At 59.0% G+C, this 19,862-nt stretch carries 16 protein-coding genes; 7 read left to right on the top strand and 9 right to left on the bottom strand.

Annotated features, from left to right (window positions below; genetic code table 11):
- Window positions 1–113 precede the first annotated feature (113 nt).
- On the top strand, window positions 114–1,475 hold the full coding sequence (locus tag BLW62_RS11280; protein WP_090507135.1) for an aminotransferase class III-fold pyridoxal phosphate-dependent enzyme: 1,362 nt from the start codon (window positions 114–116) through the stop codon (window positions 1,473–1,475).
- Between the two features lie 150 nt (window positions 1,476–1,625).
- Window positions 1,626–2,432 carry a DUF6612 family protein gene (locus tag BLW62_RS11275; protein WP_090507134.1) on the top strand — a complete coding sequence of 269 codons (807 nt, stop codon included), beginning with the start codon at window positions 1,626–1,628 and terminating at the stop codon, window positions 2,430–2,432.
- Window positions 2,433–2,608: 176 nt separating this feature from the next.
- Here BLW62_RS11275 and BLW62_RS11270 read toward each other — a convergent pair whose 3' ends face one another.
- The 3 genes from BLW62_RS11270 to BLW62_RS11260 all read right to left on the bottom strand — a co-directional run bounded on the left by BLW62_RS11270 (window position 2,609) and on the right by BLW62_RS11260 (window position 5,537).
- Window positions 2,609–2,815, bottom strand: coding sequence for a hypothetical protein (locus BLW62_RS11270; RefSeq protein WP_139305408.1), 207 nt, complete (start codon window positions 2,813–2,815; stop codon window positions 2,609–2,611).
- Between the two features lie 101 nt (window positions 2,816–2,916).
- A complete protein-coding gene (gene ilvA, locus BLW62_RS11265; protein WP_090507132.1) occupies window positions 2,917–4,155 on the bottom strand; it encodes a threonine ammonia-lyase in 1,239 nt (412 codons plus the stop codon).
- Window positions 4,152–5,537: an amidohydrolase gene (locus tag BLW62_RS11260; RefSeq protein ID WP_090507131.1), complete on the bottom strand. Its 1,386-nt coding sequence runs from the start codon at window positions 5,535–5,537 to the stop codon at window positions 4,152–4,154. Before BLW62_RS11260 ends, ilvA begins: the two co-directional genes overlap by 4 nt.
- Window positions 5,538–5,683: 146 nt before the next feature.
- On the opposite strand from BLW62_RS11260, the gene BLW62_RS11255 reads away from it, so the two are divergent.
- The 3 genes from BLW62_RS11255 (at window position 5,684) to BLW62_RS11245 (ending at window position 10,370) form a co-directional block, all read left to right on the top strand.
- A complete protein-coding gene (locus tag BLW62_RS11255; RefSeq protein ID WP_090507130.1) occupies window positions 5,684–6,658 on the top strand; it encodes a D-2-hydroxyacid dehydrogenase in 975 nt (324 codons plus the stop codon).
- 2 nt (window positions 6,659–6,660) lie between these two features.
- A complete protein-coding gene (locus BLW62_RS11250; RefSeq protein WP_090507129.1) occupies window positions 6,661–9,873 on the top strand; it encodes an FAD-binding and (Fe-S)-binding domain-containing protein in 3,213 nt (1,070 codons plus the stop codon).
- A gap of 116 nt (window positions 9,874–9,989) precedes the next feature.
- Window positions 9,990–10,370, top strand: coding sequence for a VOC family protein (locus tag BLW62_RS11245; RefSeq protein ID WP_090507128.1), 381 nt, complete (start codon window positions 9,990–9,992; stop codon window positions 10,368–10,370).
- Between the two features lie 70 nt (window positions 10,371–10,440).
- On the opposite strand, the gene gdhB is transcribed toward BLW62_RS11245, so the two are convergent.
- The gene (gene gdhB / locus BLW62_RS11240; protein WP_090507127.1) at window positions 10,441–11,730 is read right to left on the bottom strand and encodes a glutamate dehydrogenase GdhB; all 1,290 of its coding nucleotides are present in this window, start codon (window positions 11,728–11,730) and stop codon (window positions 10,441–10,443) included.
- Window positions 11,731–11,770: 40 nt separating this feature from the next.
- Window positions 11,771–12,949: a M24 family metallopeptidase gene (locus tag BLW62_RS11235; RefSeq protein WP_090507126.1), complete on the bottom strand. Its 1,179-nt coding sequence runs from the start codon at window positions 12,947–12,949 to the stop codon at window positions 11,771–11,773.
- Window positions 12,950–13,154: 205 nt separating this feature from the next.
- Between BLW62_RS11235 and BLW62_RS11230 the strand changes: the two genes are divergently transcribed.
- Window positions 13,155–13,700: a CDP-2,3-bis-(O-geranylgeranyl)-sn-glycerol synthase gene (locus BLW62_RS11230; protein ID WP_090507125.1), complete on the top strand. Its 546-nt coding sequence runs from the start codon at window positions 13,155–13,157 to the stop codon at window positions 13,698–13,700.
- Between the two features lie 11 nt (window positions 13,701–13,711).
- Here the strand turns inward: BLW62_RS11230 and BLW62_RS11225 are convergent, their stop codons facing one another.
- The 4 genes from BLW62_RS11225 to BLW62_RS11210 all read right to left on the bottom strand — a co-directional run bounded on the left by BLW62_RS11225 (window position 13,712) and on the right by BLW62_RS11210 (window position 18,875).
- Window positions 13,712–15,172 (bottom strand): oligosaccharide flippase family protein, encoded by a 1,461-nt coding sequence (locus BLW62_RS11225; RefSeq protein WP_090507124.1) that lies wholly within the window; start codon window positions 15,170–15,172, stop codon window positions 13,712–13,714.
- Window positions 15,173–15,320: 148 nt separating this feature from the next.
- A complete protein-coding gene (locus BLW62_RS11220; protein WP_090507123.1) occupies window positions 15,321–16,589 on the bottom strand; it encodes a TolB-like translocation protein in 1,269 nt (422 codons plus the stop codon).
- On the bottom strand, window positions 16,586–17,362 hold the full coding sequence (locus BLW62_RS18350; protein ID WP_139305407.1) for a hypothetical protein: 777 nt from the start codon (window positions 17,360–17,362) through the stop codon (window positions 16,586–16,588). The genes BLW62_RS11220 and BLW62_RS18350 overlap by 4 nt, the downstream gene beginning before the upstream one ends.
- Window positions 17,363–17,861: 499 nt before the next feature.
- Window positions 17,862–18,875, bottom strand: coding sequence for a glycosyltransferase family 4 protein (locus tag BLW62_RS11210; protein WP_090507121.1), 1,014 nt, complete (start codon window positions 18,873–18,875; stop codon window positions 17,862–17,864).
- A 206-nt stretch (window positions 18,876–19,081) separates the two neighbouring features.
- Between BLW62_RS11210 and BLW62_RS11205 the strand changes: the two genes are divergently transcribed.
- Window positions 19,082–19,828: a class I SAM-dependent methyltransferase gene (locus tag BLW62_RS11205; protein ID WP_090507120.1), complete on the top strand. Its 747-nt coding sequence runs from the start codon at window positions 19,082–19,084 to the stop codon at window positions 19,826–19,828.
- Window positions 19,829–19,862: the final 34 nt, after the last annotated feature.

Below are 19,862 nucleotides of genomic sequence, written 5' to 3'. Positions count from 1 at the left end.
TTTGGCTGTTTCTCGAGCACCGTGGCCCAGAGCGAGGGCGGAACTCACCGAGTCGCCGACTATCGTGCCCATCTATAACAACATTTAATGGATGACGTACACATATTCTGTGTATGGATAGGGATACTGCGGAACCGGACGTGGGTGCCTTCCCCGGCCCCAACGCCCGCGAATGGGTCGACTACCACGGGGAACACGCCGCACCCAGCGAGTACTCCCACGAGTTCGTCTGGGACGTGACTCGCGAGGCCGACGGCCCCTTCGTCGCCGACGTCGACGGAAACGTCTTGCTCGATTTCACCTGTCACATCGGCGCGGCACCCCTCGGCTACAACAACCCGAAAGTCACCGAGAAACTCCGCGAGTTCGACCTCGTCGAACCGATGAAGATCGCCGGCCAGGACATGTACTTCGGTGCCGGCCCAACCCCCGAGGAGTCGTCGGTTCCGGGCTCGAGTCACCTAATGGAGAAGTTGATCGAGGTCTCGAGTCAGTACGGCATGGACACGGTCTTCCTCTCAAACTCCGGTGCGGAGGCGATGGAGAACGCGATGAAAGTCACGCACGACTACCGGGCACCGGCGAAGTACGGCGTCTCGTTCGAGGGGAGCTTTCACGGCCGAACGCTCGGCACGCTCTCGATCACCAAATCCAAGGAAGTCTTCACGCGACACTACCCCGAGATCAGCGGCATCGAGACGATTCCTTTCTGTGCCGACCGCGCGTGTGACGCCGGAAGCTGTGACTGTGGCTTTTTCGCGGGCGGCGGCTCACAACTCCGAAACTCGCTCTCGCCCGAAGGCGGCCACATCAACCCCGACGAAATCGCGTTTCTCACCCTCGAGCCGATTCAGGGCGTCGGCGGCTATCGCTTCCCGAGCGAGACATTCATGCAGGAAATCGCGGACGTGACCGACGAGTACGACATCCCGCTCGTCGTCGACGAGATCCAATCAGGCGTCGGCCGGACGGGCGAAATCTGGGCGTCTGATCACTATCCCATCGAACCGGACGTCATCGCGAGCGCGAAGGCGCTGCGCGTCGGTGCCACCATCTCCCGGTCGGACCTCTTCCCCAGCGAGAAGAACCGACTCGGCTCGACCTTCGGCGGCGGCGACCTCCTCGGCTCGATGATGGGCGCGTTCACGCTTGAGGCCATCGAGGAGTACGACCTGCTCGAAAACGCCACGACGCGGGGCGAACACGCGAAGGAGTTGCTCCGGGACGATTCGCCCGAGTACGTCGAAGACGTGCGCGGCAAGGGCCTCATGCTCGCCGTCGAGTTCGACTCGCCCGGGCGACGAGACGCCGTCGTCGAGGAATCGCTCGAGCGCGGCCTCCTGACGCTTGGCTGTGGCAAGCAGACGATCCGCCTCCTGCCGCCGCTGGACTCGAGCGAGCGCGAAATCGAACTCGGGATCGGGATCTTCCTCGAGGCAATCGAAGCGGCTGGCGCGAGCGCGAAAGCGGCCTGAGGGACGGCGACAGCAACGGCGACGGCGTTCGGTTTTCTTCGAGCAAGTGGTTACTGCTCAGCCGCGATTTGCCTCACGTCGATTTGTTCGTGAGAAATAACCTCCGAACGAAACGGGGAGTTATTATACTGTTGACTATTTTGTGTTGATATGAGTCGGCGGAAACTGATCGTCCTCGCGTGCGTGCTGGGTGTCGTGCTCCTCGCGGGGTGTTTTGGCCCTTCGGAGGGAGAACTGGACGGCGACATGTCCGAAGACGAGTTCGACGCATTTCTCGAGGACCGCGAGGCGGCCGAACAGGAACTCGAGACGCACACGATGAGCATGGAGATGGACGTCTCGGTGGACGACGGACCGAGTACCGGGATGAGCGTCGACAGTGCCATCAACGATACGGCGACGGAAGGCTGGGCCGAGTACGACATGGCTGGCACCACTGGACCCGGTCAGCCCTCGAATTTCGAGGCGTACTTCGACGACGTGTTCATGTACATGGACAGCGGCGAGGACGAGTGGGAACGTCTCCGACTCGACGACCTCGAGGACGACACCACGGAGGAGTTCTGGGACGTGAACGAGACGACGGCGACCGAGGAGCACTATTACTACGGCGACGTCTCCGTCGAGGACGACGGCGACACGGTTTCCGTTACCACCGAACTCGAGGGCGACGAGATGGAAGCCGCGGTGGAAGAATCAGGTGAGGACGTTTCCGGACTTCAGGGATGGGGGAGCGCCTCGTTCGACGACGTAACGATCGAAGAGGAAGTCGACGCGGAGACGAATCTGCCCCTCACCGTCGACATGGAGGGCGAGATCAGCGAGGATGACGACACCGCGACGTTCTCGATGCAAAGTGAGTACGACGACCACGACGAGGACGTCGATGCGGAGATTCCGGACGACGTCCGGGACAAAGCGGAGGATGCGGGCGGTATTCACCATCCGATGACGTGAACTACCCCGATCACGTGAATTCATCTCGCTGTGGGTAGTGTGTTCGTCGATCGATCCGTGTTGGTAACTCGAGGGAGCGTGTGGTCTCGCCGTGGCTCCTCGAGTGTTCAAGGTGTGAATCTCCCCATCGTTCGATACAAATCGAGCACGCGACGCTCGAGTCGCAGTGTAGTGTCTCACGCATTCGTCAACTTGCCAGACTTCACGACAGCGATGAAGAAGGCGAAACTCGCCCCGGCGATCAGTGCAACGCTCCCAAGCGCGACGTTGTCCAAACGGATGAAGCCAACGACTCCGAGGGAGAGGAGAATCACCAGTAGCGTCCAATCTACCCAGGAAACGTCCCCCTCCCGATAATTCGACTGGAAGATAGCTCGTTTCATAGTCTCTCTGACACGCTGCAGTTTCATATATCATCCCCACACACTCCAGAATATTTTTGTCAAAATGGTCTCGATCAGCGGGGAGTAAGCACTCGAGGTGGTTACTCCAGCGAGTGCTCGAGCACCGACACGCCGTCCGTTCCGTCTAGTTCATCGAGCACCCCTTCCAGATGCGCTTTCCCACTGCCCTCGAGCCCCAGCGTTACGGGAACCCGATTCGGCTCGTCGCTGGGTCCGCGACGGGCGCGCTCGAGCACGTCGAGTTCGGCCCCTTCGGATTCGACGGTCTCGACCACGCGACCGACGGTGGTCGGCCAGCCCGAAACGGCCACTCGAGCGTCGACGTAGCGCTCGAGTTCGTGCAGTCCCGTTCGAGTCAGTTCGGCGTGTTCGGTGAGGTTCACGTTGCCCCCCGAGACGATCACACCGACGTGTTCGCCCTCGAGATCAAGCCCGGCCGACTCCGAGAGTGTGGCCGCCAGCGGGGCCGCACCAGCGCTTTCGACGACCGTCTTCGCCCGCTCGGCCAACAGGGTGACGGCGGTGGCGATCTCGCGGTCGCTGACGCTCACTACGTCGTCGACGACCTCGCGAGCGTTCGCGAAAGTGGTCTCGAGTAGTCGGGTGTCTGCGATGCCTTCCGCGACGGTGTCTACGCCCTCGAGTTCGTGAATCGCGTCGTTCTCGAGCGACGGCTTCGCGTGGAACGCACCCTCGGGCTGGACCCCGACGACCCGAATGTCGGGGTCGTGAGCCTTCAACACGGTGCCGATTCCTGAGATGAGCCCGCCACCACCGATCGCAACGAGGACGGTGTCGATCTCGGAATACTGCTCGAGCAACTCGAATCCGATCGTTCCCTGTCCCGCGATGATGGCCTCGTCGTCGAAGGGGTGGACGAACGTCTCGCCCGTCTCGTCGGCTCGCTCGAGGGCGTACTCGTAGGATCGTTCGTAGATGTCGCCCTCGACGACGACTTCGGCTCCGTAGCCCCGAGTCGCTTCGATTTTGGCGGCGGGGGTGACCTCCGGCACGACGATGGTGGTCTCGATATCGAGCAACTGGCCGGCCAGCGCGACTCCCTGTGCGTGGTTGCCCGCACTCGAGGAGATAACGCCGACCTCGCGCTCCGCGGGCGAGAGCTGAGCCATCGTGTTGTACGCGCCGCGAATCTTGAACGAGCCCGTTCGCTGGACGTTCTCGAGTTTGAGCCCGACGGAGGCGGCCCCGCTCAGGTCGGCGAACGTGGTGGACGTGTCGAGGGGTGTTCGATGAACGACCTCGTCGATTCGATCGCGTGCGGCCTCGACATCGTCGACGGTGACTCGGTGGTCCCTCATCGTTCGTCCTCTCGTTCGCTCCTGTTTCGTTCGTTGCCATTTCGCTCGTTCCCCTCTGGCTCGTTCCGCTCTCGTCCGCCTTCCGTCTCGTCGACCTGCGGAACCGGATGCCGGCGCTCGAGTTCTCGAATGGTCTCGACGAGCACGTCGACACCGTGTGCGAGGCTCGCCTCGTCGACGTCGAACGTCGGCGTGTGGTGGTTCGTCGGGTGGTCGGTGCCGACGATCAGGTACGTCGCGAGGCCGCCCTCGCGCTGGACGCGCTCCATCAGGAAGGTCGCGTCCTCGCTGGCTCCGAAGTCCGCGGCGGGCACGACGGACTCGGTTCCGGGCACGTCGGTTGCAACCTCGCTGAGGAGGGCCTGTAACTCGGGGTCGCTGTCGGCTCGAGGCGATTCGCTGACGACCTCGACGTCGGCCCGACAGCCGTGCATGGTCGCTGCAGATTCGACGGCCCGCTCGAGGCGGTCCTTCATGTATTCCATGAGTTCGGTCGTCTCACCACGCGCTTCGGCCTCCATGTGGGCTCGTTCGGCGATGACGTTGCTCGCGGAGCCCGCCTCCGCGTAGCCGACGTTGACTCGAGTCATCCCGTCGCGGTGGCGCGGAATCCCGTAGGCGTTTCCGATCGCCGTCCCCATCGCGTGCATGGCGTTGTCGCCCTCGTTGGGCTCCTTTCCGGCGTGTGCGGAGGTGCCGTGGATCGTCGCGTCGACGTGACACATCGCGAGTGGTTTCTCGATTCCAGCGACGACTTCGCCCGTCGGGTGATCGAGCCCGACGTGGACGGCGAGTAGGTAATCCAAATCGTCCGCGAACTCGCTTTTCGCCATCGGGCAGCCTCCGCCGCTCACCTCCTCTGCGGGCTGGAAGAAGACCACCAGTCGTCCCGAGAAGTCACCACTCTCAGCGATTGCCTCGAGGACGGCGAGCCCCCAGGTCATGTGTACGTCGTGGCCACAGGCGTGCATCGTGCCGTCGATTTCCGACCGAAAGCCCTCGGCGGCTGGCTCGTGGTCCTCGCTGGTCGATTCTTCGATGAACAGCCCATCGATGTCGACGCGTAATCCGATCGTTGGACCCACACCGCGCTCGAGGACGGCGATAGCTCCGGTGTTGCCACCGGCCATCGACTCGAGCAGAGCAGGGTCCGCGCCGCGCTCGCGAGCCCCCTCGATCCACGGCTCGAGGTCGCCCTCGGGGACGGCCATTCGGTCGGCGGGGTCGTAGGCGTCCGGACCGACTGCCAGTTCGTCGACGCCGATGGATTGGATTTCCTCGACGAGTTGGGCAGTCGTGGTGAACTCTCGCCACGCGGGTTCCGGGTGGCGGTGTAAACTCCGTCGGAGGGACACGAGGCGGTCCCGTATCGGCTCGGTCATGTCAGTAACTGACGTGTCCGACGACCTTAATTGTACACAATCAGTGTTAACGGCGGCTACACAAAAAGGGATAAGAGAGTCGATGACAACCGTAGGGTATAGATGCGTTGCACCGGCGATAACCCAGTGTAACGCGCGAACGCACTATGAGCACGAACCCAGATATCGTCGTTCTCCGAGAGGGGACGGAAGGACTGTCGATGGAATCGTACGCCGAAACCCTCCGGGAACAACTGCCAGAACGCACCGTCGCACTCGCACGAACGCCCGCCGACGAGCGAGAACTCGTCCCGCGGGCGCAGGTCGTCACCGGAATCTCGATCGACGAATCGCTCCTCGAGTCCGCCGACCGACTCGAGTTGTTCGCGTGTATCTTCGCCGGAACGGACCACCTCCCGATGGACGCGCTCGCAGACCGCGGCGTCACCGTCACGAACGCGGGCGGTATCCACGCCCCCGGCATCGCCGAGCAGTCGATCGCCAACATGCTCGTATTTGCGCGCAATCTCCACGAGGGCTGGCGACGCAAGCAACACAACGAGTGGCGTCACTTCCAGTCGCGGGAGTTCACCGACAGCACGGTCACCGTCGTCGGCCTCGGCTCGATTGGCCAGGAGATCGTCACCCGACTCGAGGGCTTTGGCGTCGAGACCATCGGCATTCGCTACACGCCGGAGAAGGGCGGCCCGACCGACGAGGTGCTCGGATTCGAGGAGGCTGATATTCACGAAGCCTTCTCGCGCAGCGAGTACGTCGTCCTCGCGTGTCCGCTCAACGACTTGACCCGGAACCTCGTCGACGCGGACGCGCTGGCCACGCTGCCGACCGACGCCGTTCTCGTCAACGCCGCCCGCGGCGGAATCGTCGACACCGACGCGCTCCTCTCGGCGCTGCAGGTAAACGGCATCCGCGGTGCGGCCCTCGACGTCACCGACCCTGAACCGCTGCCGAACGACCACGAACTCTGGGACCTCGAGAACTGCCTCATCACGCCCCACACGGGCGGCCACACGCCCAAACACTGGGATCGACTTGCCGACATCGTCGCGCACAACGTCGACGCGCTCGAGGCGGACGATGGAAGTACCCTCGAGAACATCGTCTACCAGCCCGACCTTTGACCATGGCCACTGACAATTCGCCGACCACGACCGACCACAGCGATCAGACGGAGACGCCCTCGGAGACCGACCTCGGCCCACCGTCGGATCCACGAGAGGAGGACCCCGCAGCGGACGCTCGAGCCGAATACGATTACGTCGCCGGCGACATCGACCGCCCGGCGCTCGTCTCGGCGCTTCGGGAACGTATCGACGGCGAAGTCAGGTTCGACGAACAGACGCGACGACTGTACGCGACCGACGCCAGCGCCTACGAACTGACGCCCATCGGGGTCGTCCTCCCACGCTCGAGCGACGACGTCGCGAGCGTCGTCAGCTACTGTGCGGAACACGAGATCCCAGTCTTGCCCCGCGGGGGCGGCACCAGCCTCGCCGGACAGGCCGTGAACGAGGCCGTCGTCCTCGATTTCACGACCCACATGGGGGAGTTGCACAGCGTCGACCCCAACGAGCGGCGGGCGACGGCCCAGGCCGGCGCAGTCCTCGAGAATGTTAACGACGAACTCGCTCCTCACGACCTGAAGTTCGCGCCGGATCCCGCCGCGGGCAACCGGAGCACGATCGGCGGCGCAATCGGCAACAACTCGACGGGCGCACACTCCCTGCAGTACGGCAAGACCGACGCCTACGTCGAGGCGTGTGAGGTCGTCCTCGCCGACGGCTCGGTCGAAGAATTCGGCGAGCTCACCGTCGCCGAACTCCGCGAACAGGCAGACCCGGACGGCGGACTCCTCGAGCGGATCTACGACTCCCTTCGGCGAGTAATCGACGAGGAAGCGGAGTCGATTCAGGCGGTGTTCCCACAGCTCAAACGGAACGTTTCGGGATACAATCTCGATCGACTCGTCGCGGAGGCCTACGGCGAGCCCAGCGCGTTCGACGAGAACACCGACGATGAGATCGAACTCGACGCCGACGCCGGCCCGGATCCCGACGCGACCGTCAACCTCGCGCGGGTGTTCGCGGGCAGCGAGGGAACGCTCGGCGTCGTCACGGAAGCGACCGTCTCGCTCGAGCCGGTGCCGGAGACTACGTCGGTCGCCTTGTTGACCTACCACGACCTGCTCGAGGCGATGGCCGACGTGGACACGATCGTTCGAACGCACGACCCGGCGGCCATCGAAGCCATCGACGACGTGTTGATCGACCTCGCGGAGAACACCGAGGAGTTCGCCCCCGTCGCCGAACAACTGCCCGCGGGAACCGAGACGGCGTTGCTCGTCGAGTTCTACGCCGAGAGCGACGACGACGGCCGCGAACAGGTCGCGGACCTGCTGGCCGACCGACTGCCCGACGAAGATGTTCCGGATCCGACAGCTGACGCCGAGGACGCGGACGAGGAGGGGAACGTCACCGAATCCGGACGCAAGGACGATCCGGTTCGGGCGTTCGACGCGCTCGAGGCCCACGACGAGGCCGGGAAGGCCGAACTCTGGAAGCTGCGAAAGAGCGCGGCCCCGATCCTCCTCTCGCGAACCTCCGACGCGAAGCACATCTCGTTCATCGAGGACACGGCCGTGCCGACGGAGAACCTCGCGGACTACGTGGCGGACTTCCAGGACGTCCTCGAGGAGTACGACACGTTCGCCAGCTTCTACGCCCACGCGGGGCCGGGGTGTATGCACATGCGCCCGCTCGTCGACACGAAGTCGGAGGCTGGCCTCGAGGAGTTCGAGGCCCTCTCGGACGCCGTCACCGACCTCGTCGTCGAGTACGGCGGCAGCGTTTCGGGCGAACACGGGGACGGCCGCGCTCGCACCCAGTGGAATCACAAACTCTACGGCGACGACGTCTGGGACCTCTTTCGCGACCTCAAGACGGCGTTCGACCCCGATTGGCTCCTGAATCCGGGGAACGTCTGTGGCGACCACGCCATGACCGAACACCTGCGCTTCGATCCCGACTACGCCTTCGATTCGGGCCTCGAGCCGGCGCTGAACTGGGAGAACGAGAACGGATTCCAGGGAATGGTCGAACTCTGTCACGGCTGTGCTGGCTGTCGCGGCGACCAGGAGACGACCGGCGGCGTGATGTGTCCGACCTACCGCGCAGCAGAAGAGGAGAGCCTGAGCACCCGCGGCCGGGCGAACATGCTCCGGGGCGCGATGAGTGGCGAACTCGACGCCGACGCCACCGACGAGGAATTCCTGACCGAGGTGATGGACCTCTGTATCGGCTGCAAGGGCTGCGCTCGAGACTGTCCCAGCGAAGTCGACATGGCGAAGCTCAAAGCCGAAGTCGAACACGCCGCCCACCAGCGAAACGGGGCGAGTCTCCGGGCTCGAGTGTTCGCGAACATCAACCGGTTGAACGCACTCGGCTCTACGCTCGCGCCGCTGTCGAACTGGGCGGCGTCGCTCCCCGGATCGGGATTCCTCGCCGAGAAGACGCTCGGAATCGCTCGCGAACGCGACCTGCCGACGTTCGCGAACGAGAGCTTCGAAGACTGGTTCGACGCCCGCGGTGGCTCCCGAATTCCACTCGAGGAGGCCGACCGTAAGGTCCTGCTCTTTCCCGACACGTACACGAACTACAACCACCCGCGGGCCGGGAAGGCGACCGTGCAGGTCCTCGAGACGGCCGGCGTTCACGTTCGGATTCCCGACGGCGTGACCTCGACGGGCCGACCGGCACACTCGAAGGGCTTTCTCGACGTCTCTCGAGAGCGCGCCCGGACGAACGTCGAGGCCCTCGCGCCCGAACTCGCGGACGGCTGGGAAGTCGTCCTCGTCGAGCCATCCGACGCCGTCATGCTCCAGTCGGACTACCTCGACCTCCTCTCGGGTCCCGACGTGGAACGCCTCGCGGCGAACACCTACGGCGCGCTCGAGTATCTCGAGCGATTCGATCTGGCGGCTGGACTGCCAACCGCGGACGCCACCGACCTCGACGAACGGCTGACCTACCACGGCCACTGCCACCAGAAAGCGACGAAGAACGACGGCCACGCGGCCAGCGTGCTCGAGACCGTCGGCTACGAAGTCGACGCGCTCGATTCGGGTTGCTGTGGCATGGCCGGTTCCTTCGGCTACGAGGCCGAACACTACTCGCTGAGTCAGGCGATCGGTGAGGTGCTCTTCGATCAGGTGGACTCGAGCGACGGCGAGACGGTCGTCGCCCCGGGTGCCTCCTGTCGGTCACAATTGGCGGAATACGACGGTTGTAACGACCCGCCGCATCCGATCGAGAAGGTGGCCGCGGCTCTGTCGGCGTAACGACGGGTGCTGAGTTCCGTCGGTCAGTATGATCGCCGGCCATCGTCGGGTTATTTTTCGAGGGGTCTCGAAGCGGAGTTCATGGAACGGCAACCAGCGACGCGAGGAGGACAGCGATGAAGCTCACCGGGATCGATCACTTCGTGCTTACGGTGGAGGACGTCGAGGCGACGTGTGCGTTCTACGAGGACCTAGGTGCTGAGATCGTAACCTTCGGTGACGATCGCAAAGCGCTCCGATTCGGCGAGCAGAAGATCAACCTCCACCCGATCGACAACGACGTTGACATCGTCGCGAGGGAACCGACGCCCGGCGGGGGCGACTGCTGTCTGGTGACCGAGACGCCCATCGAGGATGTCGAGCGCCGACTTCGGGAGCGAGACGTCGAGATCGTCATGGGCCCGGTCGAACGGACGGGAGCCGTCGGTCCGATTACGTCGGTGTACGTTCGAGATCCTGACGGAAATCTAATCGAGATCGGGCGCTACGACGACTGATCGATCGGAATACGTTGGTGAGAGGCAGTGCACCCAACGTGTGAAAATCGAATGTGTCGACTACCGCGCACTACGGCCAGAGCCCGCGTTTGGCCTTCGCCTCGGCGATCCGTGACAGTGCAACGACGTAGGCGGCGTCGCGCCACGTCAGATTCTGTTTCTCGACTTCCTCGCGGATGTCCGCCCAGGCGGCGAGCATCTTGTCCTCGAGTTCGGCGTTGACCTCGTCGAGCGTCCACTGGCGACGGTTGATGTCCTGAAGCCACTCGAAGTAGCTGACGGTGACGCCGCCGGCGTTGGCGAGAATGTCGGGGATAACCGTAATATCGCGTTCCTCGAGGATGGTGTCAGCGGCGAACGTCGTCGGGCCGTTCGCGCCCTCGACGACGATGTCGGCCTCGATGGCGTCGGCGTTGTCCGCGGTGATCACGTTCCCGACGGCGGCGGGGATCAATACATCGACATCGAGTTCGAGCACGTCCTCGTTGGCGATCGTTTCCGGAGCGTCTTGCTCGAGGACGGCCTCCGGCTCCTCGTCGTGGGTTGGAATGTCGTGGGTGTCGAGACCCGCGGGATCGTGGATGGCTCCGTTGACGTCGCTGACGGCGACGACGGTCGCTCCCCAGTCCTCGAGCAAGCGGGCGGCGTTCGCGCCGACGCTGCCGAAACCCTGGACGGCGACGGTGGTGTCCGAAACGTTGCGGTCCTCGTAGTCGATAGCTTCTCGCGTCGCGATCGCAGTGGATCGTCCGGGTGCTTCCTCGCGGCCGTAAGAGCCGCCGACGACGGGTGGTTTGCCGGTGACGACACCCGGGATGGTCTCGCCCTGTTGCATCGAGTAGGCGTCCATGAACCAGGCCATCGTCTGGGCATCGGTGCCCATATCGGGTGCTGGCACGTCTTTCGTGGGCCCGACGTCGTCGCGTAACTCTTCGGCAAACCGACGCGTGAGCCGTTCGGTCTCGCCTTCGGTCAGCGATTTCGGATCGACGGAGATACCGCCTTTACCGCCCCCGAATGGGAGGTCCATGACGGCGCACTTCCAGGTCATCCACATCGAGAGGCCGATGCACTCCTCGGCGTTCACCTCGGGGTGGTAGCGAAGGCCGCCCTTGTACGGCCCGCGCACGTCGTCGTGTTGGGCTCGATAGCCCGTGAACACGTCGACGGAGCCGTCCTCGCGCTCGAGTGGAACCGAAACGCGTGAAACCCGTGTCGGGTGTTTGAGTCGCTCGATGACGCCAGGATCGACGTCGACGTGTGCGGCCGCACGCTCGAGTTGGCGGCGTGCGGTAACCAATGCTGAATCGAGGTCGCTCTCTGCCGTTGGTTCGGTCTCGTGTGTTGTTGACGAAGTCATTGTGGGAGTGCGATCAGTATAGCGGTCCGTTAGGGATGGGTTACGCGCGGAACAGCTTTCGCGGGAAGTCTGCGAGCGTCTCCGCACCACTGGACGTGATGCGGAACGTCTCGCTCAGTTCCATCCCGATGTCTTCCGTCCAGATGCCGGGGATCATGTGGAACGTCATGTTCTCCTCGAGGACGGTCTCGTCGCCGGGGCGGATGCTCGCGGTGTGTTCGCCCCAGTCCGGCGGGTAGCCCAGTCCCATCGAGTAGCCGATTCGGTCCTCCTTTTCGATGTCGTACTTGGCGATGGTGTCGCGCCAGGCCTTTTCGACGGTCTCGCAGGTGACACCAGGCTCGGCAGCGTCGAGTGCGGCGTCGACGGCTTCGACGACGACATCGGCGGTGTGCTCGAGTTCTGCTGGTGGCTCACCGACGAACGTCGTCCGTGCGAGCGGCGAGTGATACCGGTGGCGACAGCCCGAGAGTTCGATGATAACCGGGTCGCCGTCCTCGAATTCTCGGTCCGTCCAGGTCAGGTGCGGGGTTCCGGTGTGCTCGCCCGAGGGCATCAGCGGAACGATCGACGGATAGTCACCGCCGTACTCGTCGGTGCCGGTGATCAGCGCCTCGTAAATCGCAGCGGCGGCTTCGTACTCCGGAACGCCGGCTTCGATGGCGTCTAATCCCGCTTGCATGGCGTTTTCCGAAATCCGGGCAGCCTGGCGCATGTACTCGAGTTCCTGGTCGGATTTTTTGACCCGGACCCAGCCGACGAGGAGCGTCGCGTCCTCGAACTCGGCCTCGGGAAGGTTTTGTTGGAGACGGGTATACGACTTGGCGGTGAAATAGTAAGCGTCCATCTCGAGACCGATTCGTCCGTCCGCGACCTCGAGGTCTTCTAAGACACCGGCGACGTAGTCCATCGGGTGGAGGTCGTGCGGAGAGTGAACGTGATCGTCGCTGTAGGCGCGGATATTCGGTTCAGAGAGAGTGGTCGTCGCCCGCGCGCCGTCGGCGTCCATCTGTCGGCCGACCCAGACGGGTTCCTCGTGCTCGAGGGTGACGATGACCGCCTGATGAACGTAGAACGACCAGCCGTCGTACCCCGTCAGGTAGTTCATATTGGCCGGATCGGCGACGACGATCGCGTCGAGGTCCTCCTCGCGCAATCGATCTCTCGTTCGGCTCAGTCGGCGCTCGTACGCTGCTTCGTCGAAGACAGCTCGTGACATGATAACAGGCCCTCTACGAGAACGATCGATCAGCAGTGCTAAAACTTTTTCGTGTACGTAGTTCACAGATACTGTGTATATCCTGTCGGTGAGCGACACGTCGCCGGACGCGAATGGGCGCAATCGGCTTTCGTCTGGCAACGCACTGTCCAGTCTGCAACCCAAAACACCGCCCGTTAAGAGACGGGGGTTCATTGGCGCGGATATGGCACTACTCGAGACGATCGTGATCGCGTTCTGGGCGATGTTGCCCGCCTACGTTCCGAACAATATTGCCGTCCTGGCGGGTGGCGGTCGACCGATCGACGGCGGTCGGACCATGGGTGGCAGCCGACTTCTCGGCGACGGAAAGACCTGGCGCGGCACGGCAGCGGGCACGACTGCTGGGCTCGCACTCGCGGGCGTACTGACGCTCGCCGCCGACGACGTGAGTGGCGCGCTCGGTGTCGACGTCCCGGAATTCACCCTGCTCGCGGCACTCGGACTCGCGGGCGGGGCGATGCTCGGCGACATCCTCGCGTCGTTTCTCAAACGTCGATCGGGACGCGAACGCGGCGCGATGTTCCCCGGACTCGACCAACTCGACTTCGTCGTCGTCTCGCTTCCGCTGACGGCGCTTCTGGCGAACGAGTGGTTCTTTACGTGGTTTACGTGGGACGTTATCGCGGTCGTCGTCGTGCTCACGCCGATCCTGCACGTGACGACGAACATGATCGCCTACCAACTCGGCTTGAAAAACGAACCCTGGTAACGCCACGAACCTCAACTCAGATACGGGACGTGAAGCGGGATATTCCGCTCGACCGTCGACCGGAATCGCGCAGAGAGTGCGAGCAACGTGAGGAAGTAAACGCCCGCTCCGAACCCGACGAGCGATACGACGATGAACGCGTTGTGCTCGACGATGGCGGTCGTTTCGACGGTCTCGAGTGCGCCGTAGACGACGACGCCCATCACCAGAGCGGCTGTAATTTGGCGTCCGATTTCGCCGAACGGCGTCCGGAAATCGACCAGTCTCGAGAGCGTGACATAGGCCAGAATCGTCGCGACGGCGACCGACGCGATACTCGCGATCGCTGCTCCCTCGAGACCGAATCGCGGGATGAGCACGACGTTCAGCCCCGCGTTGAGTACGATGAAGACCGCATTGATCCGGAACGCGAGGTCGGGTCGATCGATCCCGTTGAGGCCGTTCATTAGTTGCTTCTGATAGGAGTACAGTGTCGTCGCGACGATGAGCAGTGCGAGGACAGTCGCCCCGTCGACGAATTCCGGACCGTATAGCTCGAGGAGACGATCGGCGAGCAGTGTCCCGCCGACGATGCCCGGAATTGCAATGAGTCCGGTGAACGCGAGTGAATCCTCGACGAGGCCGGAGACGGCTTCTCGAGCGTTTTGGGCGGAAGTATGGCTAATTTCGGGAAACATCGTGGAACTCACGGCCCCCCCGAAGATATCGAGGAACTTCGCGATGGACCACGCAACGGAGTAGACACCGACGAGTGCCGACTGCGCGAAGACGCCGAGGAGGAGGATGTCGACCTCGTTGAACGTCCGGGACTTGAGCGACCCGAGCCACGAGAACTTCGCGTAGTCGAAGAGGCTCACGAAGTGACGTTTACTCGGCATCGATGGTTGGGTGGAGACCCAGTACAGGCCGACGATGCCGACGATGATCCCACCGAGGGCGTAGCCCACGAGCATCCCGAGGAGTCCGTAGCCGGCGATGACGAGCACGATCTGAATGAGGCTCTGGCCGCCGATTTTGACTGGCTCGAGCACCCCCTCGATGTGGACCTTTCGTTCCCCTTTGAGCGTCTTGTCGATCGTCCTGTAAAACAGCTTGATGAAGAGTAACGCGACGACGAACCAGACGACAGAGAGGGCGACGTAGTGATCGAACTCGGCGATGTAGGACTCGAGAATTGGTTGTGCGACAATGACTGCAAGAGAGAGGCAAACGGCGAATCCGGTGATCCACACGAGCGCGGCCGAAAGATACGCTCCCTGTTCTCGCCCTTCGCTGATCCGCTTCGTCGTCGCCTGACCGACACCGAACTCACCGGCCAAAATGAGCCAACTGACTACCGTGAGTACCAGGGTATAGACGCCCAGAACTTCTGCGCCGAGTTCTCGAGCGAAATAGAGCGTAGCGACGAAGCCGAGGGCAGACCCGAGGAGTTTAGAGAGAAAGACGATAAGAGAAGTTTGTCCAATATTCATGCGCAGTGGTGTCTATTCAACGAACGTTTAGAGTGTGGATTTAGGTACTTTTCTATTATTCCTGTAGCTTCACTTTAGACTACATAGCACACATTGTCTAATATCGGTTATATCTGCTATTGATTCTCGAAATGGTATGAAAATCATTCTATTCGAATTGACAAACCGAACTCACATCAAGGATATATGACTTTCGAACACCCTCGTGGGCTGAATCGATTGAGATAAATTTCCCATCCCGACTCCACCGGGGATGAAGGTCACACCGATACCCACCATCAAACTCGAATGGGGCTAAAAAATTCCCCAATTTGATACTCCGGCTGTTGTATATGTTGTAGAGCCAAAGCGTCCGTTTGCGGGTTCGGTCAGGATACGTATCGGTGACGACCCACTCGCCATCTGGTGACAACGTCGGATGACCATCGCCGTAACCGGAAAGTCCTTCTACGTAGTCGATCTCTCCACTTTCAGTATCTACGATGTGATAGCCACGACCGTGGGCCTTGGACCCTCCCCAGAGAAACAATCGCTTTGTATCTAGCCAACAGTAATGTGAGACGTACTCGTTCTCTAACAAGAGACGTCGCTTACCGAACCGATTCGAAACTAACAATCGCGTCTGGCGTTGCCCGTCGTCTACCCATCTGTGTAGAAATGCGAACTGATCGCCATCGGGTGCGTAGAGCCCATGATGAATATAATGATACTCAGAGTCGACTGCTGTTTCTACTTCACTGATCAAGGATCTAAAGGAAACGATCAACTCTGTATTCCCATCACGATCAATGCGGACTATGCCATCTTCGGCCGGAGTAGCTAACTCAGATCCATCGTCAGTTCCGTAGCCGTAGGCAGGACTGTTGTGATCCAGTCGACGGTAATTGATAGATAGGAAGTCCTCACCAGTCGGATTCATCGCTTGCATCGGTTGCTGATATCGATCGAGTTCCTCACCATCAGTATTAACGATCCGCGCCACAGCGTTACCGTTCTCGATATCGTTGAATATGAGCGCGTCTTTCTGTGTCGGGTGCCAACGTGTTCGAGCACCCTGCTGATAGTTCCAGGCATCAGTCGATGCGATACGTTCGGAACCGTCCTTGCCAAGCACGGAAATTGAGACGGTACCACTCGATTCATCTAGTTCGTGAACAACGTACTGGGTCTGGTCTTCGTTCCAAGGACAAACATCGTAGAAGCCCACAAAGAACTCGTCGAGAGTTCCGTCCTCGGCCCCGAACCACGTAGGCGCTGTATGAAGGGGTACATCGTCGTGAAGTTTATATTTAAAATCTCTATTTGCAAACAGGAGATAACTCGCTCGCTGATAGGTAGTTTCGACTGCTCCCTTTATTCGTGGAAAGTCGTTGAGGTAATGACCTACTGCTTGTTCAAGTCTATTGTATCCGCTCATAGTTCACAAGTGTTTGAAAAAATAGAGGTGAGTGATCCATCAAACTTTTCGTGAGTAGCTAAGACCAGAACTGGGATTGCATCGACACCGAGAATCTTCGAAATCGACAATCTATGACGGCCCTCGCAGTTATACAAGACGTCCCCATCACGGCCAACAGTCACCGTAACTTCATGGAGGGGATGACCGTTTAATTTTCGCTGAGACCGATAGCCATGTTCAGACATTCTATCGTGGAGCCAGTCGAGTTTCTGACACCTATTCATCGCCAACTCTTCCGCTTCCTCGTCATTCCATCCTCGTTTACAAAACCGATCACGGAGCTGTTGATAATAAACTGTTTTTTTCCAGTCTTGATCATCGACAAAGTGTTGGTGAGCACCACGATACAAAAGAAGTTGTGAAAACTGAGGTGAATCTTTATCCCACGATCCGAAACAAGAGTCGCCATATTCGACTTCTTTAGCGTATGATACCGACTTCCACTCTGACTCACGGGGTTTGAAGTGGGGGAAATAATCGAGATGTCCATCTTCCCGGCGTTCGTATTTTCCAGTTAACCCTGTGATATCTTTTGGCGAAATCCACACGGGTGTAATCGTCTCTGTGTTGTAGCGCCGACGGAGACATAGCATTTGACCTCGGTAGTACCCAGGTGAACCCTCGAGAAGATTAGCTACCGATCGTTCAGTGTGATCCACTACTACACCTGCTGTTTCAAATACTCCTTTGTCGTCAAGATGACGGACAAGCTTTCGAATTTTAATTTCCATCGACATATATAATATCTAAACTATCTATTTATGGTTTAATAAATTGAATTATCTGATTTCATCACAATCCATTATGTCTTGACCACGAGTCTCTGTGTCGATAATTGATTGTCAAAGGTATAAATTTGCCTTCTAGTAAAGAATAGGGAGTAATTGTCGTATCGGTACTGTATAGTCGGGTACCTCCTCAGCTGGCGTTCGACAATCGAGCGCTCAATTTGGCCGATTATGGTTATAGTGATGGTTGATGGATAGGAACTCGCGCTGAAGCGCTAGCGCGCGAGTGAGTTATTAGCCAGCGAGTGTGATTATGCTGTTAAAACCGGTGAGTTTCCATAACCGGTCGGATTTGATGGTTTCAATAGGTGTGGCCTCCATCCACAGTGGAGTCCTAATGAGCAAGTGGTGTCTATTGATTCAACTCACAGAAATACACGATTGACATATATTCTTGGCGTTGGTGATGTCCTAGGAGATCTACCCAACAATCCGCATTGAATTACTTACGTATTTTCTTGAACAATTGATGGTACCCATCAGCCACTCTTTCCCAACTATACTTTTTAGCAATGGTCTGAAGATTACGGCCGTATGTGTCCCTCATTTCACTATTCGAAGAGAGTTTATTGAGTTCTGCCGAGATTGAATTTGGGTCTGGCTCGACAAAAGCAAGCTCCTCGTCATTGTACCACCGCTCAAGTTCACCCGGCCGGACAATTGCAGGAATACCTGCAGCGCCATATTCTTTCAACTTGAGCGGTTGCTCAGCGTCTTTGAAGCAAAACCCGACGTCGGCCTGGTCAAGGAAGCCTGGCATCAATTGATACGGAAAAGCCCCCGGAAAATGTGCGTTTTCTATATCTGTTGTTCGCTGTTGCACCTCGCTTTCCAGTGGCCCTTCACCAAGAAATACGAATTCCCAGTCGGGAGTTACTTCTGCTGTATCGAGAATATTCCTTATTAAATAGCTCGGTGAGAGAACCCCGATATAGATTGCTATTGGCTTTTCGGGGTCAACAGTATTTTCTGTTAGGATTTTTTTAGCTTTCTCGATTACTTCTTCATCGGGGTCTGCAAATGCGTCGTAATTAACCGCATTTGGGAGTTTGACTGCATCGTTGATATTGCGTTTGAGGGCCTTTTGATGGGTTGATTCGTAAACGAACACAGTCGCATCAGCGCGTTGGAGGACTTTCCACTCGTACCACTCAAAAAAACGGAAAAGTGGTTCGGGTAGATAATTGATATCAGAGATAGGGTCACTAACATCTCCTAAAAATGGTTTGCGGAGTATTTGAGAAAGAGGATATCCAATATAGAGTCCGACACGAACATTTCCAGCGATCACATCGTAGTCGTTAGTTACAGCCTTCTTGATTGCACTGACAGCATCGAATCCAGTTGCATCGCATATGTCGATATCATATCCGCGTTCTCGAAGCTTTTCAGCGATACGCTCTCGGCGAACGCTAATATTATCACCTTTTGAGGGACGAAGCCAGAGTATCCTCATTGTCTGAACGACTTTTTATCACTTATTAACCTTTTCCAAGGAGAATGACCCTCTCAGATATCAGATAAATGGAAAGAAGTGTGGCAGGTATGTTCTCCGGATTAAATATATACTTCGAATGTGTATATGGTGAATAGTCTACATATCTACGTATGTGGCCGTAAGCTGACCAATAGTGTTTAAAAACTGTATGACGTAGTGGCATTATGGACGATCAGGACGTGATAGATTACTTCACCTCCCACCTTTCTTCTACAGATTACACAGCAAGTGCAACGAGTCAGTCACTCGAGCAAGTTGCACCACTTGTATCATCCTTAGCCAAACACCGAGGAGAAATTAATACAATCCTCGAGCTTGGAGTCGGCTACGGTGGATTGAGTGGGGCGCTCGCTGATATTCTTAACTGTAGTTCTGTCCACGGAATTGATGTAGATAAAGAACGTCTCAAGGTCGCAGAAAAAAGAGGCGTTGAAACTTACAATCTCGATCTCGAATCGGACCCATATCCATTCAAAGATGGCGAAGTGGATCTTGTCCTTTCGTTCGGTGTCTTCGAACATCTTAGATACTTCGACCACCCCCTCGAGGAATCGTATCGAATCCTCAGCCAGGATGGACATATGCTTCATTCGGTTCCAAACTTGGCAAGTTGGGTAAACCGAGTCGCCCTATTATTTGGGAAGCAACCTCGGGACGTCGAAATTTCACGAAACCGTGCGTTTGGAATCTCTGAATTCTATTCAGATACCGATTTCCTCAATCACGTACACTCTCCTACTCATGATGCTTTCTTGGAACTATTGGATTATCATGGATTCAGTGTTGACGAAGTGACTGGAATATACCCTTACCAGAACAAATGGTATGTCGAATTAGTAGATAGGATCACGTCTTTCCGTCCCAGTCTTTCCCGCCGAATTATCGTATTGGGTGCGAAGAAAAACCCTTAAATCTAGAGTCGAGTCCTGCATTTTCTCGGTTATC

It is taken from the genome of Natronorubrum sediminis (genome assembly GCF_900108095.1).
Lineage (GTDB): Archaea > Halobacteriota > Halobacteria > Halobacteriales > Natrialbaceae > Natronorubrum > Natronorubrum sediminis.
Note: the sequence above shows the minus strand (reverse complement) of the source record. Positions and strands in the feature narration are given on the sequence as shown.